Origin of the sequence: Frigoribacterium sp. Leaf164 (assembly GCF_001423665.1) — a bacterium.
GTDB lineage: Bacteria > Actinomycetota > Actinomycetes > Actinomycetales > Microbacteriaceae > Frigoribacterium > Frigoribacterium endophyticum.
Window position 1 is genome coordinate 256 of the sequence record NZ_LMOX01000003.1, and the last position, 15,719, is coordinate 15,974.

14 protein-coding genes are annotated in these 15,719 nt (G+C 72.9%); all 14 read right to left on the reverse strand.

Annotation, left to right across the window (positions count from 1 at the left end):
• Nucleotides 1-183: 183 nt before the first annotated feature.
• The 14 genes from tyrS to ASF82_RS08065 all read right to left on the reverse strand — a co-directional run bounded on the left by tyrS (nucleotide 184) and on the right by ASF82_RS08065 (nucleotide 15,678).
• A complete protein-coding gene (gene tyrS / locus ASF82_RS08005) occupies nucleotides 184-1,497 on the reverse strand; it encodes a tyrosine--tRNA ligase (protein WP_056056165.1) in 1,314 nt (437 codons plus the stop codon).
• A gap of 18 nt (nucleotides 1,498-1,515) precedes the next feature.
• On the reverse strand, nucleotides 1,516-2,115 hold the full coding sequence (locus ASF82_RS08010; RefSeq protein WP_056056167.1) for a DNA-3-methyladenine glycosylase: 600 nt from the start codon (nucleotides 2,113-2,115) through the stop codon (nucleotides 1,516-1,518).
• A 44-nt stretch (nucleotides 2,116-2,159) separates the two neighbouring features.
• A complete protein-coding gene (locus ASF82_RS16295; protein ID WP_255354161.1) occupies nucleotides 2,160-2,282 on the reverse strand; it encodes a hypothetical protein in 123 nt (40 codons plus the stop codon).
• Nucleotides 2,279-3,730, reverse strand: coding sequence for an argininosuccinate lyase (gene argH / locus ASF82_RS08015; protein WP_056056169.1), 1,452 nt, complete (start codon nucleotides 3,728-3,730; stop codon nucleotides 2,279-2,281). Before argH ends, ASF82_RS16295 begins: the two co-directional genes overlap by 4 nt.
• Complete coding sequence (locus tag ASF82_RS08020; RefSeq protein ID WP_056056171.1) at nucleotides 3,730-4,929, reverse strand: argininosuccinate synthase; 1,200 nt, start codon at nucleotides 4,927-4,929, stop codon at nucleotides 3,730-3,732. Before ASF82_RS08020 ends, argH begins: the two co-directional genes overlap by 1 nt.
• 109 nt (nucleotides 4,930-5,038) lie before the next feature.
• A complete protein-coding gene (gene argF, locus ASF82_RS08025) occupies nucleotides 5,039-5,959 on the reverse strand; it encodes an ornithine carbamoyltransferase (protein ID WP_056056172.1) in 921 nt (306 codons plus the stop codon).
• Nucleotides 5,956-7,158: an acetylornithine transaminase gene (locus tag ASF82_RS08030; RefSeq protein ID WP_056056174.1), complete on the reverse strand. Its 1,203-nt coding sequence runs from the start codon at nucleotides 7,156-7,158 to the stop codon at nucleotides 5,956-5,958. Before ASF82_RS08030 ends, argF begins: the two co-directional genes overlap by 4 nt.
• Nucleotides 7,155-8,168: an acetylglutamate kinase gene (argB, locus tag ASF82_RS08035; protein ID WP_056056176.1), complete on the reverse strand. Its 1,014-nt coding sequence runs from the start codon at nucleotides 8,166-8,168 to the stop codon at nucleotides 7,155-7,157. Before argB ends, ASF82_RS08030 begins: the two co-directional genes overlap by 4 nt.
• The gene (argJ, locus tag ASF82_RS08040) at nucleotides 8,168-9,325 is read right to left on the reverse strand and encodes a bifunctional glutamate N-acetyltransferase/amino-acid acetyltransferase ArgJ (RefSeq protein ID WP_056056178.1); all 1,158 of its coding nucleotides are present in this window, start codon (nucleotides 9,323-9,325) and stop codon (nucleotides 8,168-8,170) included. The genes argB and argJ overlap by 1 nt, the downstream gene beginning before the upstream one ends.
• Nucleotides 9,322-10,371 (reverse strand): N-acetyl-gamma-glutamyl-phosphate reductase, encoded by a 1,050-nt coding sequence (gene argC / locus ASF82_RS08045; protein ID WP_056056180.1) that lies wholly within the window; start codon nucleotides 10,369-10,371, stop codon nucleotides 9,322-9,324. Before argC ends, argJ begins: the two co-directional genes overlap by 4 nt.
• A 58-nt stretch (nucleotides 10,372-10,429) precedes the next feature.
• Nucleotides 10,430-12,937, reverse strand: coding sequence for a phenylalanine--tRNA ligase subunit beta (gene pheT / locus ASF82_RS08050; protein ID WP_056056182.1), 2,508 nt, complete (start codon nucleotides 12,935-12,937; stop codon nucleotides 10,430-10,432).
• Nucleotides 12,937-13,977: a phenylalanine--tRNA ligase subunit alpha gene (gene pheS, locus ASF82_RS08055; RefSeq protein ID WP_056056184.1), complete on the reverse strand. Its 1,041-nt coding sequence runs from the start codon at nucleotides 13,975-13,977 to the stop codon at nucleotides 12,937-12,939. Before pheS ends, pheT begins: the two co-directional genes overlap by 1 nt.
• Nucleotides 13,978-14,080: 103 nt before the next feature.
• Complete coding sequence (locus ASF82_RS08060) at nucleotides 14,081-15,013, reverse strand: amino acid ABC transporter permease (protein ID WP_082514490.1); 933 nt, start codon at nucleotides 15,011-15,013, stop codon at nucleotides 14,081-14,083.
• Entirely contained in the window at nucleotides 15,010-15,678 is a 669-nt protein-coding gene (locus tag ASF82_RS08065; protein ID WP_056058735.1) for an amino acid ABC transporter permease, read from the reverse strand. Before ASF82_RS08065 ends, ASF82_RS08060 begins: the two co-directional genes overlap by 4 nt.
• Nucleotides 15,679-15,719: the final 41 nt, after the last annotated feature.

The window sequence follows — 15,719 nt, forward strand, 5'->3', positions numbered from 1 at the left end:
GAAATCAAGGGTCCAACACGTGAACACCCCGCAGACAGCCGCACACGGCCCCCCAGGGGCAAGTCTGCCGACGGGTGCACCCCTGCCGAACGGCCCCCGGCCGGCAGGGTCGTCTCGTCCCCGGAACGACGAGACCCGCCCACCGGCGTCTGCCGAGGGCGGGTCTGTGGACGGGTCGGAGGGCTAGGCGCTGACGCGCACTCCGGCGAGGGTCTTCTTGCCCCGGCGGAGCACCGCGACCCGACCGGGCAGGAGCGACTCCCCCACGAGGGCGTCGGCATCGGCGACCCGGGCGTTGTTCACGTAGACCCCGCCCTCGGTCGCCGCGCGACGGGCAGCGCCCAAGGACGTGACGAGCCCGGTGTCGACGAGCGCCTGCGCGACCGTCGCGTCGGCCGCGACCTCCGCGGTCGGCAGCTCGGCGATCGCGCTGGCGAGAGTCGACTCGTCGAGGGCGTGGAGGTCGCCCTGCCCGAAGAGCGCCGCGGCGGCGTCGATGGCGGCCTGGGTCGCGGCCTCGCCGTGGACCAGGCGCGTGACCTCCCAGGCCAGGGTTCGCTGCGCCTCCCGCCGGAACGGCTCCGTCGCGACGGCCTGCTCGAGACGCTCGATCTCGGCCCGGTCGAGGAAGGTGAACACCCGCAGCCGCGAGACCACGTCGCCGTCGTCGGTGTTGAGCCAGAACTGGTACATGGCGTAGGGGCTGGTCAGCTCGGCGTCGAGCCAGACGGCGTTGCCCTCGCTCTTGCCGAACTTGGTGCCGTCGGTGTTGGTGATCAGGGGCGTCCCGATGGCGTGCACCGCGACTCCCTCGGAGCGACGGATCAGCTCCGTGCCGCTCGTGAGGTTGCCCCACTGGTCGCTGCCCCCGGTCTGCAGCACGCAGTCGTACGCGCGGTACAGCTCACGGAAGTCGAGGCCCTGGAGGATCTGGTAGCTGAACTCCGTGTAGCTGATGCCGGCGTCGGAGTTGAGGCGCGCGCTGACGGCGTCCTTCTTGAGCATCGTCCCGACGCGGAAGTTCTTGCCGATGTCGCGGAGGAACTCGATCGCCGAGAGCGGCGCCGTCCAGTCGAGGTTGTTGACGACCCGCAGGCCGTTCACCCCCTCCGGCGACAGGAACTTCTCGACGTGCACCCGGATGCGCTCGACCCACTCGGCCGTCTGCTCGGGCGTCTTCAACGTGCGCTCGGCCGTGGGGCGCGGGTCGCCGATCAGGCCCGTCGAGCCGCCGACGAGGCCGAGGGGCCGGTGGCCGGCCAGCTGGAGGCGACGCATGAGCAGCAGCTGCACGAGGTTGCCGAGGTGCAGGCTCGGCGCGGTCGGGTCGAAGCCGCAGTAGTACGTGATCGGGGGCCCAGCGAGGAGGGCCTTGAGGGCCTCGGCGTCGGTCGAGACGTGGACGAGGCCGCGCCACTGCAGCTCCTCCCACACGTCGTCGAACGTCGGGTCGTTGCTCTGCCCGGCCAGGACGTCCGCGGTGGTTCCAGTGCTCACCCGAGAACGGTACCAGCGTCAGCGAGCAGGGCGGGCGCGCCGGACCGCGGGCCGCCAGGCCGACACCGTCGGGTCGCCCTCGAGGCTGAACCGCCACGGCCAGGCGTCCGTGCCCGCCGGGCCGGAGACTCCCACCCGGGGCCCGGCGACCACCGGTCCGACGGGCCCGGTCGGCAGCTCGAGCGAGAACCGGCCGGAGCCCAGACGCGACCCGTCGTCCCTCAGCTCGATCGCGAGGGCCGAACCGAGCCTCCCCGGCCCCTGGGCGAGCTCGACGTCCCGCCGCGCCGTCGGGCGTCGGCGCCGGGCGACCTCGAGGCCCTCGACGACCTCCCCGGCACGGAGCAGCAGCCCGGACCCGTAGCCCTCGGGACCGCACACGATGTTGACGCACCGGTGGATCCCGTACGACAGGTACACGTAGAGCGTGCCCGCCTCGGCGAACATGCTCGCGTTCCGCTCCGTCGGCCCGCGGTGGGCGTGCGACCCAGGGTCGTCGCCCTGCCCGTGGTAGGCCTCCACCTCGGTGAGGCGGACGGCCACGTCGCCGACCCGGAAGACGGAGCCGAGGAGTCGCGGGCCGACCTCGCGGGCCGGCCCGGAGAGCAGGCGGGTCACCTCGTCACCCGGCCCCGCGCCTCCCCCGGGGCCCTGCTGCCCGCTCAGAAGAAGCTCTGCCCGCTCGCCACGACGATGACGACGACGGCCACGAGGACGACGACGCAGAGGGCCACGACCGTGGGGAGCACCCACGGCCGCGGCCGGGTCGGACGGCCTCGGGTCACGGCGACACCGGGTCGAGCTCGCGCACCAGGCGCGCGACCTGCTCGGTGAGGACCGCCGTCTGCTCCGCGACCCGCTCGGGAGCCGTGCCCCCTGCGCCGCGGCGGCTCGCGACGGAGCCCTCCACGGTGAGGACGGCGCGGATCTCGGGGGTGAGGTGCGGAGAGACCGCGGCGTACTGCTCGTCGGTCGGCTGGTCGAGGTCGAGCCCCGACTGCTCGCAGAACCGGACCAGCTCACCGCTGATCTCGTGGGCGTCGCGGAAGCTGACGCCCTGCCGCACGAGCCACTCCGCGACGTCCGTCGCGAGGGAGAAGCCCTGCGGGGCGAGCTCGGCCATGCGCTCGACGTCGAACTCGAGCGTCGCGATCATGCCCGTGAAGGCGGGCAGCAGGACCTCGAGCTGGGTGACGGAGTCGAAGACCGGCTCCTTGTCCTCCTGCAGGTCGCGGTTGTACGCGAGCGGCAGGCCCTTCAGCGTCGCCAGCAGGCCCGTGAGGTTGCCGATCAGCCGACCCGACTTGCCGCGCGCCAGCTCGGCGACGTCGGGGTTCTTCTTCTGCGGCATGATCGACGACCCGGTGGAGAAGGCGTCGTGCAGCTTCACGAAGCCGAACTCGCGCGTCGACCAGAGGATGACCTCCTCGGCGAGCCGGGAGACGTCGATGCCGATCGAGGCCGCGACGAAGGCGAACTCGGCGACCACGTCGCGGCTGGCCGTCGCGTCGATCGAGTTCTCCGTCGTGCGGTCGAAGCCGAGCTCGGTCGCCACGAGCAGCGGGTCGAGGCCGAGCGAGCTGCCCGCGAGGGCCCCCGCGCCGTAGGGCGAGGCCGCAGCACGTCGCGACCAGTCGCGGAGGCGCTCGAGGTCGCGCACCAGCGGCCACGCGTGCGCCAGCAGGTGGTGGGCGAGGAGCACGGGCTGGGCGTGCTGGAGGTGGGTCCGACCGGGCATGACCGCCGTCGGGTGCGCCGCCGCCTGGGCGGCGATCGCGTCGACGAGCCCGACCACGAGACGGGCCACGGACGCGCCGTGGTCACGGAGGTACAGGCGCACCAGCGTGGCGATCTGGTCGTTCCGGCTGCGGCCGGCGCGCAGCTTTCCGCCGAGCTCGACGCCGGCGATGCCGATGAGGCCGCGCTCCAGGGCCGAGTGGACGTCCTCGTCGGTCTCCTGCGCCGCGAAGGCACCGGTCGCGACGTCGTCCTCGAGGCGGTCGAGGGCCTCGATCATGCTCGTCAGCTCCGCCTCGTCGAGGTACCCGGCCGCCGCCAGGGCCCGGGCGTGCGCCCGGGACCCGGCGATGTCGTACGGTGCCAGCTGCCAGTCGAAGTGCGTCGACCGGCTCAGCGCCGTCAGCTCGGGGGACGGACCGGAGGCGAACCGGCCTCCCCACAGGGCCCCCGCCTCCCCCGCCCTCTGGTTCGGGGCTGGCGTCGCGTCGGCCACTACTGCTGGGCCAGGTCGCGGCGCGCCGAGATCTTGCTCGGCAGCGACCAGATCTCGATGAAGCCCTTCGACAGCGACTGGTCGAACGTGTCGCCGGTGTCGTAGGTGGCGAGGTCGAAGTCGTACAGGCTCTGCTCGCTCTTCTGCCCGGTGACGACCGCACGGCCGCCCTGCAGCTTGAGGCGGATCTCGCCCGAGACGTACTTCTGCGTGTCGTCGATGAAGACGTCGAGCGACCGCTTGAGGCCCGAGAACCAGAGGCCGTCGTAGACCAGGTTCGACCACTCGGCCTCGACGCCGCGCTTGTAGCGGCCCAGGTCGCGCTCGATCGTGAGGGCCTCGAGGGCCTCGTGCGCCTGGATGAGGGCGACGGCGCCGGGCGCCTCGTAGACCTCACGGCTCTTGATGCCGACGAGGCGGTCCTCGACGACGTCGATGCGGCCCACGCCGTGCGCCCCGGCCAGCTCGTTCATCTTCTGCACGATGCCGAGCGGGGTGTACGAGACGCCGTCGATCGCGACCGGCACGCCGGCCTGGAAGGTGATGACGACCTCGTCGGCGGGCTTGATGACCGAGGGATCCTGCGTGTACTCGTACAGATCTTCGATCGGCGGGTTCCACGGGTCCTCGAGGAAGCCCGTCTCGACCGCTCGGCCCCAGACGTTCTTGTCGATCGAGTAGGGGTTGGCCGCGCTCTGGCGGATCGGCAGGCTGTGCTGCTCGGCGTAGACGATGGCCTTGTCACGCGTGAGGGCGAGGTCGCGGACGGGCGCGATGCTGGTCAGGTCGGGGGCGAGAGCCGCGACGGCGGCCTCGAAGCGGACCTGGTCGTTGCCCTTGCCGGTGCAGCCGTGCGCGACGCTGTCGGCGCCGAGCTCCTTGGCGACGCGGGCCAGGTGGCGCGCGATCAGGGGGCGGCTGAGGGCCGACACCAGGGGGTAGGTCTTCTGGTACATCGCGTTGGCCTTGAGGGCCGGCATCAGGTAGTCGGTGCCGAACTCCTCCTTGGCGTCGACGACGACCGACTCGACGGCGCCGCAGTCGAGGGCACGCTGACGGATGTCGTCCATGTCCTCCCCGCCCTGCCCGACGTCGACGGCGAGGGCGACGACCTCCTTGCCGGTCGCGTCGGCGAGCCAGCCGATGCCGACGGAGGTGTCAAGGCCTCCCGAGTATGCGAGGACGACGCGATCCGCCATGGTTCTCCTTGGGTGTGATGTGGGGTGAGAGTGTATCGGCGGTCGACCGGGCGGGGGCCCGGCCGACCGGTGGGTCAGGTGACCCGGTGGTGCGGGAGGTGCTCCGGCGTCAGTGCGCGAGGAGCCAGGTGAGCAGGGCCTTCTGGGCGTGGACGCGGTTCTCCGCCTCGTCCCAGATGACGCTGGTGGCGCCGTCGATGACGTCGGCGTCGACCTCGTAGCCGCGGTCGGCGGGCAGGCAGTGCAGGAAGATCGCGTCGTCGGCCGCGTGCGCCATCAGCGCCTGGTCGACCTTGAAGCCGCCGAAGACGGCCACGCGCTCGTCCTTCTCGTCCTCCTTGCCCATCGAGACCCACGTGTCGGTGACCACCACGTCGGCCCCCGCCACGGCCTCGCGGGCGTCGGTCGTGACCTGCACCGCGCCTCCCGTGGTGGCGGCGATCGCCTCGGCGTCGGCCACGACGGCGGCCTCGGGCTGGAAGCCCTCGGGCGCGCCGACGCGCACGGTCATGCCCGCGGTGGCGCCGGCCAGCAGGTACGACTGGCCCATGTTGCTCCGCCCGTCGCCGACGAAGGCGACGGTGAGGCCGGCCAGACGGCCCTTGGCCTCACGGATGGTCTGGAGGTCGGCGAGGAGCTGGCACGGGTGGAAGTCGTCGCTCAGGGCGTTGACGACCGGGACCGTCGTGCCCGCCGCCATCTCCTCCAGGCCGGCCTGGCCGTAGGTGCGCCAGACGATGGCCGACACCATGCGCTCGAGCACGCGCGCGGTGTCGGACGGGGTCTCCTTGCCGCCGAGCTGGCTGTTCGCCGTGGCGATGATCAGGGGGCTGCCGCCGAGGTCGGCGATGCCGACCGCGAACGAGACCCGCGTGCGCGTCGACGACTTGTCGAAGATGACCGCCACGGTCTGCGGCCCCTCGAGGGGCCGCTGCGACCAGCGGTCGCGCTTCAGGGCGTCGGCGAGGTCGAGGACCTCGAGCTGCTCGGCGGGGCTGAGGTCGTCGTCGCGGAGGAAGTGGCGGGTCATGAGAGACCTTTCAGGACGGTGCCGAAGATGGTGGTGAACTCGTCGATCTCGGCGTCGCCGACGATCAGCGGCGGGGCGAGACGGATGCTCGAGTCGTTCGGGGCGTTGACGATGAGCCCGGCCTCGAGGCACCGCGCCGCGATCTCGGCGGCGACGGGCTGGGTGAGGCCCAGGCCGATGAGCAGCCCGCGGCCGCGGATCTCGTCGACCAGCGGCGAGTCCATCGCCTCGATCGCCGCGCGCAGCTGGTCGCCGCGCACGAGGGCGTTGAGCACGAGCCCCGACCTCTCGATCTCGGCGAGGACGGCGTCGGCCGCGGCGGTCGCCAGCGGGTTGCCGCCGAACGTGCTGCCGTGCTGGCCCGCCTCGAAGAGGTCGGACGCGTCGCCGAACGTGACGAGGGCGCCGATGGGCACTCCCCCGGCGATGCCCTTGGCGACCGTGACGGCGTCGGGCACGACGTCGAACTGCTGGAAGGTGAACCACGACCCCGTCCGGCCGACGCCCGTCTGGATCTCGTCGAGGATGAGCAGGGCGCCGTGCTCGGTCGCCAGCTCGCGGGCGAGCTCGAGGTAGCCGTGGGGCAGGTCGAGCACGCCGGCCTCGCCCTTGATCGGCTCGACGAAGATCGCGGCCACGTCGTCGCCCATCGCGTCTTCGAGGGCCTCGATCGACGTGTCGATGTGCTCGACGCCGGGCGCCATGGGCAGGAAGGGCTCGCGCAGCGCGGGCTTGCCGGTGAGCGCCAGGGAGCCCATGGTGCGGCCGTGGAACGAGTTGGTGAGCGCGAGGATGCGGGTGCGGCGGCCCCCGTCGCTGTTCAGCCGCGCGAGCTTGAAGGCGGCCTCGTTCGCCTCGGCGCCGCTGTTGCCGAAGTAGACGCGGCCCCGCTCACCGGCGCCGGTGATCCGCTTGAGGCGCTCGGCGAGGGCGAGCTGGGGCTCGGTGGCGAAGTAGTTCGACACGTGCACGAGCTTGGCCGCCTGGTCGGCGATCGCCGAGACCAGCGCGGGGTGCGCGTGGCCCAGGGCGTTGACGGCGATGCCGGCGAGGAAGTCGAGGTAGCGCTTGCCCTCGACGTCCCAGACCTGGCAGCCCTCGCCGCGCTCGAGCATCACCTTCGGGGTGGACAGGGAGCCCATGAGCGCGTCGCCGAAGCGGCGCTGCCAGGTACCGCCCGGGGTCTGGATGATGGTCATGACTGTCCTTCCTTCTCGGTGCCCGCGTCGACGGACGCGACGGCGTCCTCGTCGACGACGGGGTAGCTGGTGACGACGGTCGCGCCGTGGTCGGCGGCCCTGTCGTCGGGGACGACCTCGGTGCCCGACCCGCGCTGGGTGAAGACCTCGAGGAGGATCGAGTGGGGGATGCGGCCGTCGATGATGGTCGCTCCCCCGACGCCGCCCACGACGGAGTCGAGGCAGGCCGTCATCTTGGGGATCATGCCCGACTCGAGCGTCGGCAGCATGTCGCGCAGCGCCGACACGGTGATCGCCTCGACGAGGGACTCCCGGTCGGGCCAGTCGCTGTAGAGGCCCGCCACGTCGGTGAGCACGACGAGCTTCGTCGCGCGGAGGGCGATGGCCAGGGCCCCCGCGGCCGCGTCGGCGTTCACGTTGAGGGCGAGCGCGGGGTCGGCCTCGTTCGTGGCGATCGACGACACGACCGGGATGCGACCTGCGGCGATCTCGGCGAGGACCGACGACGGGTCGACGTCGGTGACGTCGCCCACGTGGCCCAGGTCGAAGGTCTCGCCGTCGACGACGACCCCCCGGCGTCGGCCCTCGAAGAGCGTGGACCCCTCGCCGGAGACCCCGCGCGCGAGGTCGCCGTGCTCGTTGATCAGGTCGACGATCTCTCGGTTGACCTCGCCGGCGAGCACGTCGCGGACGACCGAGATCGCCTCGGTGCTCGTGTAGCGGTAGCCCCCGCGGAAGTCGCTCGGGATGCCGGCGGCCTGCAGGGCCGCGGAGATCTGCGGGCCGCCGCCGTGCACCACGACGGGGTGGAGGCCGGCGTAGCGGAGGTACACCATGTCTTCGGCGAAGGCGCGCTTGAGCGCGTCGTCGACCATGGCGTTGCCGCCGAACTTGACGACGACGACCTTGCCGCTGAAGCGCTTGAGCCACGGGAGCGACTCGATCAGCGTGGCCGCCTTGACGGCGGCGAGCTCCTGTTCGTCGCCGAGGACGATCGCGGTGGAGGCCATCAGCTGGAGTACGCGCTGTTCTCGTGCACGTAGTCGTGCGTGAGGTCGTTCGTCAGGATCGTCGCCTCGGCGTCGCCGACCTGCAGGTCGACGAGCACGTGGACCGCGCGCGGGGTCAGGTCGACGCCGTCGCTCGGCTGGTCGGGGGCGCCGGCGTGGCAGACCCGCACGCCGTTGATGCTGACGTCGACGGCGTAGGGGTCGAACTCGGCGCTCGTGGTGCCGATCGCGGCGAGCACACGGCCCCAGTTGGGGTCGTTGCCGAAGACGGCGGCCTTGAACAGGGCGTTGCGGGCGATCGACCGGCCGACCTCGACCGCGTCGTCGTCGTCGATCGCGCCGACCACCTCGATGCGGATGTCGTGCGAGGCGCCCTCGGCGTCGGCCTGGAGCTGCTCGGCCAGGTCGGCGCAGAGAGCCGTCACGGCGGCGGTGAACTCGTCGTCGCCGGGAGTCGCTCCGGACTCGCCGCTGGCGAGGAGGACGACCGTGTCGTTGGTCGACATGCAGCCGTCGGAGTCGAGCCGGTCGAAGGTCACGCGGGTGGCGGCGCGGAGGGCCGCGTCGAGGCGGTCGGCCTCCAGGTCGGCGTCGGTCGTCAGCACGACGAGCATCGTCGCCAGGCCCGGCGCGAGCATGCCCGCTCCCTTGGCCATGCCGCCGACGACCCAGCCGTCGCCCCGGACGACGGCCTGCTTGGGCACCGTGTCGGTCGTCATGATGGCGGTCGCCGCCTCGAGGCCGCCGTCGGCGTGCAGGGCGGCCGCCGCGTCACGGGAGCCGGACAGGACCTTGTCGCGGAAGACCTGGTCTCCGACGCCGATCAGGCCCGTGGAGCAGACGACGACGTCGGTCGCGGAGACCTCGAGGGCCTCGGCCACGGCCTCGGCGGTGGTGTGGGTCGTCTGGAAGCCGAACGACCCGGTGAAGCAGTTGGCGCCTCCCGAGTTCAGGACGACCGCCTCCGCCAGGCCGTCGGCCATGACCTGCTGCGACCAGAGGACGGGGTTCGCCTTGGCACGGTTGCTGGTGAACACGGCGGCCGCCGACTTGCGGCGGCCCCTGTTGACGACGAGCGCCACGTCGGGCGCTCCGGTGCTCTTGAGGTGCGCGACGACGCCGGACGCGACGAATCCCTGGGCTGCGGTGACGCTCACGGTGCCACTCCGTTCACGGTGAGGCCGGTCGTCTCGGGGATGCCGAGAGCGATGTTGGCGGACTGGACGGCAGCTCCGGCGGTGCCCTTGGCGAGGTTGTCGATGGCGCTGACCACCACGAGGCGGTCGGCGTCGGCGTCGACGGCCAGCCCGATCAGGGCGGTGTTGGCGCCGACGGTGTCGGCGGTGCGCGGGAACTGCCCGGCCGGCAGCACGTGCACGAACGGCTCGGCCGCGTAGGCCTGCTCGTAGGCCGTGCGCACGTCGTGCTCGGAGACGCCGGGCGACAGCGTGGCCGTCGACGTCGCGAGGATGCCGCGCGACATCGGCACGAGGACCGGCGTGAACGAGATGCTCACGCGCTCGGCGCCCGCCACCACGAGGTTCTGCTGGATCTCGGGGACGTGGCGGTGCGTGCCGCCGACCCCGTACGCCGAGGCCGAGCCCATCAGCTCGCTGGCCAGCAGGTGGGGCGCCAGGGCCTTGCCGGCCCCCGACGGGCCGACGGCGAGCACCGACACCAGGTCGGTCGCGTCGACGAGGCCGGCCCGGACCGCGGGCGCCAGGGCCAGGGTCACGGCGGTGACGTTGCAGCCCGGCGCGGCGATGCGGCGGGCACCGACGAGACGGTCGCGCTGACGGCCGCCGGTCTCGGCGAGGAGGAGCTCGGGCAGGCCGTAGGCCCAGGCGCCGTAGAACTCGGAGCCGTAGAAGCGCTCCCACGCCGCCTCGTCGGTGAGGCGGTGGTCGGCGCCGCAGTCGACGACGAGGACGTCGTCGGGCAGCTGGGCGGTGAGCGCGCCGGACTTGCCGTGCGGGAGGGCCGTGAAGACGACGTCGTGGCCCGCGAGGGCCTCGGGGGTCGTCTCGACGAGCGTGAGGTGCGCGAGGGAGCGCAGCTGCGGCTGGAGGGCGATGAGGGGCTGCCCGGCGTTCTGGTTCGCGGTGACGGTGGTCACCTCGAACTCGGGGTGGGCGGCGAGGAGCCTCAGCAGCTCGCCCCCGGCGTAGCCGCTCGCTCCGGCGACGGCAACGGTGTGTGGCATGGATGAACCCTACTGTTCGAGTCGGTCGAGGATCGAGGGCGGCGACGCCGGGCGAGTGTCAGTCGCGGAGCGCCGCCCCCGATCGCTCGGACGCGAGCCGGACGGCGCCCTGCTTGGCCTCGGTGGCCTCGGCCGCCGTCAGGGTGCGGTCGTCGGCGCGGAAGCGCAGGGCGAAGGTCAGCGACTTGGTGCCGTCGGGGAGCCCGGCGCCGCGGTAGTCGTCGACGAGGCGCGCCGACTCCAGGAGCGAGCCCGCCCCCTCGCGGACGGCCGCGAGCAGGTCGCCGGCGGAGACGTCGAGGTCGACGACGAGCGACACGTCCTGCGTGGCCGCAGGGTAGGCCGAGATCGGACGCGGCGCGACGTCGACGCCCAGGGCGAGCACGCGGTCGAGGTCGACCTCGCCGACCGCGACGACGCGCGGGAGGTCGAGCTCGGCGGCGACCGTGGGCACGAGCTCGCCCGCCACGCCGACCCGCTCGTCGCCGACGAGGAGCTCGGCGGCGCGGCCGGGGTGGAGCGACGGGTGGCTGCCCTGCCGCACGGTCAGCTCGACGCCCGCGGCGCGGACGGCGACCCGGAGCGCGTCGAGGACGTCGGCGAGGGAGGCCGCGACGGCGGCCTGGCCGGGCTGACGGTCCACGGCCGCGCCGAGCGCGAGGACGCCGAGGTGCCGCGGCTGGGGAGGCAGGCTCGCGGCCAGCTCGGCCAGCACGTCGTCGGTCGGACGCGCCGCACCGGCCGGCACCTCGGCCGTGCCGTAGCGGACCCCGGCCTCGGGCAGGAAGACGGTGCCGGTCTCGAAGAGCGCGAGGTCGACGAGGCCGCGCGACGCGTTGCGGCGCGCCACGTCGAGCAGGCCCGGCAGCAGCGAGCGCCGCAGCTGGGGCGCTGCGGTGTCGAGGGGGTTCGCCAACGTCACGGCGGGCACGGCCTGCCCGTCGGCGGACCCGAACGCGGAGTTCTGCGCCGGGGTGACGAACGGGTAGGCGGCGACCTCCACGAGCCCGGCCGCGGCCAGGGAGGAGGAGACCTGCCGGCGCAGCCGCTGCTCACGGGTGAGCCCGCGGCCGGGAGGCGCGACGGGCAGCACCGACGGGATGCGGTCGTAGCCGGTGATGCGCGCGACCTCCTCGACGAGCGACGCCGGGTCGACGAGGTCGGGACGCCACGTGGGCGGGGTCACGACGAGCACGTCGCCCTGGTCGACGACCGAGGCGCCGACGGCCGTCAGGGAGTCGACCACCTCGGCGCGGTCGTAGGCGACGCCCATCAGGCGGGCGGATCGGTCGACGGCGAGCTCGACCGCGGCGGGCGCGACGGACTCGTCGAGGGCGGAGCCCAGCTCGTCGGCGGTGCCGCCCGCGAGCTCGACGAGCAGGTCGACGACGCGCTGGGCCGCCGGGGCGGAGACCGCCGGGTCGACCCCGCGCTCGAACCGACGGGACGCCTCGCTGGGCAGCTTGTGCCGGCGGGCCGTGCGGGCGATCGACACCGGGTCGAAGGTGGCGGCCTCGACGAGGACGTCGGTCGTCGACGCGCCCATCTCGGTGCGCGCTCCGCCCATCACGCCGGCGAGGCCGACGGGCCCCGTCTCGTCGGCGATCACCAGGTCTTCGCGGTGCAGCGTGCGCACCTGGCCGTCGAGGGTCTCGAGCGTCTCGCCCGGGGCGGCGCGGCGGACGGTCAGGCCGCCGGCGACCGCGGAGAGGTCGTAGCCGTGGATCGGCTGGCCGAGCTCGAGCATGACGTAGTTCGTCACGTCGACCAGCAGCGAGATCGACCGGACGCCGGCCAGCCGCAGCCGGGACGACATCCAGGTCGGCGTCGGACGCCCGGCGTCGACGCCGCGCACCACGCGGGTGACGAACGTGGCGACCGCGGCACGGTCGCGCACGGGCGCCTCGTCGACGACGGAGACGCTGAAGCCGCTCGCCTCGACGGGCGACACGGTCGTCGCGGGGTCGGTGAAGGTGGCGCCGGTGGCGTGCGAGTACTCGCGGGCCACGCCCCGGATGCTGAACGCGTAGCCGCGGTCGGGCGTCACGTTGATCTCGACGGCCGCGTCGTCGAGCCCGAGGAGGGAGATCGCGTCCGTGCCGACGACCGGGTCGAGCCCCAGCGAGCTGAGCAGCAGGATGCCGTCGTGCTCGTCGCCGAGCCCGAGCTCGCGGCTCGAGGCGATCATGCCGTCGGACACGTGGCCGTAGGTCTTGCGGGCGGCGATCGGGAAGGGCCCGGGCAGGACGGCCCCGGGCAGCGACACGACGACCTTGTCGCCCACGACGAAGTTGTGGGCGCCGCAGACGATGCCGCGCACGTCGTCGTCGCTCGTCGCGTGGTCGGGGCCGACCGCGACACGGCACCAGTTGATGGTCTTGCCGTTCTTCTGGGGCTCGGGCGTGACCTCGAGCACCTGGCCGACGACGAGGGGGCCGGTGACGTCGCCGACGTGGACGTCCTCCTCCTCGAAGCCGACGGAGACGAGCGCCGCGTGGACGCTCTCGAGCGTGACGTCGCTCGGCAGCTCGACGTGCTCACCGAGCCAGCTCAGCGGAACCCGCATCAGACCACCATCCCGAACTGCTCGCTGAACCTGACGTCGCCCTCGACCATGTCGCGCATGTCGTTGAGGTCGTTGCGGAACTGGAGGGTGCGCTCGATGCCCATGCCGAACGCGAAGCCCTGGTAGTCGTCCGGGTCGATGCCCGCGGCCCGCAGCACGTTCGGGTTGACCATGCCGCAGCCGCCCCACTCGACCCACCGCGCGCCGCCCTTGGCGTGCGGCTGCCAGACGTCCATCTCGGCGCTGGGCTCGGTGAAGGGGAAGTAGTTCGGGCGCAGGCGGATCTGCGCCTCCGCGCCGAACATCGAGCGCGCGAGGTGCTCGAGGGTGCCCCGCAGGTGCGCCATCGTGAGCCCGCGGTCGATCGCGATGCCCTCGATCTGCGTGAAGACGGGCGTGTGGGTCGCGTCGAGCTCGTCGGTGCGGAAGACCCGACCGGTCGCGACGTTGTAGACCGGCAGCTGCTTCGAGAGCAGCGTACGGATCTGCACCGGCGAGGTGTGCGTGCGCAGCACGAGGTGCTCGTCGACCGGGTCGACGAAGAACGTGTCTTGCATGGCCCGCGCGGGGTGGTCGGCGTCGAAGGCCAAGGCGTCGAAGTTGAACCACTCGTGCTCGAGCTCGGGGCCCTCGCTGACCTCCCAGCCCATGCCGACGAAGAGGTCGACCATCTGCTCCTGCAGCAGGGCGAGCGGGTGACGGGCGCCGGCCCGACGGCGGGTCGGCAGGGCCGTGACGTCGACGGACTCGTCGGCGAGGCGCCGGGCCTCCTCCTCCTCGGCGAGGCCGGCCTCGCGGGCGGCGACGGCCTGGGCCACGCGGCCGCGCGCTCCGCCGACGAGCTTGCCGGCGGCCGCCCTCTGGTCGGCGGGCAGGTCACGCAGACCGGCGTTCATGCGCGCCAGCACGGAGGCCTCGCCCACGTGCTGGGAGCGAGCGGTCTTCAGCTCGGCGACCGACGCGGCGGTGGCGACGGCGGCGAGCGCCGCGTCGACCGCGGACGCGACGGCGTCTTCGGAGATGGGGACGGTGTCTGACACGAGAACCAAGCTTAGCGATCGTCGGGGAGCCGGACCGCGCCTCCTCGTGCCGTGGGGGCGAGGAGGCGCGGGTCGACGGCCTGGGGAGGGGCCGGTGGCCAGGTCAGACGGAGGCGCCCGTGGTGGCGTCCGTCTCGACGCGACCGGGTCGGGCGAGGATCCCCGGCCCCCCGAGCCCGCCGCCCTTGCCGGCCCGACCGGCGCGGCGGAGCACGCCGTCGCGGCCCGTGCGGCGGTCCACGATGCGGACGACCCACGAGAACAGGAGGTTCGTGGCCAGGTACACCACGAGCACCACCGCGAAGAGCGTGAACGTGTAGGTGCTGCCGTAGTAGGTGCCGAGACGGGTGAGGCCCCCGCGGGTCAGCTCGACGTACCCGACGATGTAGCCGAGCGAGGTGTCCTTCAGCAGCACGACGAGCTGGGCCAGGATGATCGGCAGCATCTGGCGGAACGCCTGCGGGAACTCGATCAGGAACCTCGTGGCGGTGGGCGTCAGGCCCAGGGCGAGGCCCGCCTCCTTCTGGCCCCTGGGCAGCGACGCGATGCCGGCGCGGAGGGCCTCGCCGATGAGGGCGCCGTTGTAGACGGCCAGCGCCGCCACCACGGCCCAGAAGGCCCCGGTCGAGAAGACCAGCAGGATGAACAGCATCATCAGCAGCACGGGCATGCCGCGGAAGAACTCGAGCACGACCGTCGTCGGGACCCGGACGAAGCGGGAGCGCGCCGTGCGGAGGAACGAGAAGACGACGCCGACGACCACCGCGAGCACCGAGGCGACCGCCGCGGCCTGGATCGTCGCGAGCCAGCCCCGGAAGATGGCCCGCCACAGCGCGAGGTCGGAGAGGATGTCCCACCGCGACGGGTCGAGCACCCCCGGCGTCACGGCGCCGTTGGCGCTGACGCGGGGGCGGCCCAGGAGGTACACGAGCCACGCGACGAGAGCGAGGACGAGCACCACGCCGACGACGGAGATGATGCGCGAGGTGCGGCGGGCCTTCGGGCCGGGCGCGTCGTAGAGGACGGTGGTGCTCATCGGAGGACTGCGACCTTCTGCTCGACGACGGCGGCGACGCGGCCGAGCGTGACGGTGATGACGAGGTAGAACACGGCGACGGCCAGCAGCACGGTGACGACGGCGTCACCGCGGTCGTTGGCGATGTAGCGGCCGGCGGCGAAGAGCTCGCTGACGAAGAAGGCCCCGGCGACGGAGGTGTTCTTCGTGAGGGCGATGAAGACGTTGATCAGCGGCGGCAGCACCATGCGGACCGCCTGCGGCAGGATGACGTGGCCGAGCGTCTGGCCGAACCCCAGGCCGATGCTGCGGGCCGCCTCCGCCTGGCCGACCGGGACGCCGTTGACGCCGGAGCGGATCGCCTCGGCCACGAACGGCGAGGTGTAGGCCGTGAGGCCGATGACGGCGAGCGGGAAGTACGTGCCGAAGTCGACGCCGAGGTACGGCAGCACGAACGCGCAGAAGAAGAGCACCAGCGTGAGAGGCGTGTTCCGCAGCGCCTCGGTGTACGCCGTCGCGAAGACGCGGAACGACGAGACCGGAGAGATGCGCATGGCGGCTACGACGAAGCCGATCACGAGCGCCCCCACCCCGGAGAGCACGAGCAGCTGCAGCGTCGTGACGAAGCCGCCCCAGAAGCGGGGCCAGTTGTCGGTCACGGCGTCGAGGCCGGGGATGACGTCCAAGGGGTTCACGGGGGTGTCTCCAGGTCAGGGGCGACCGCGCG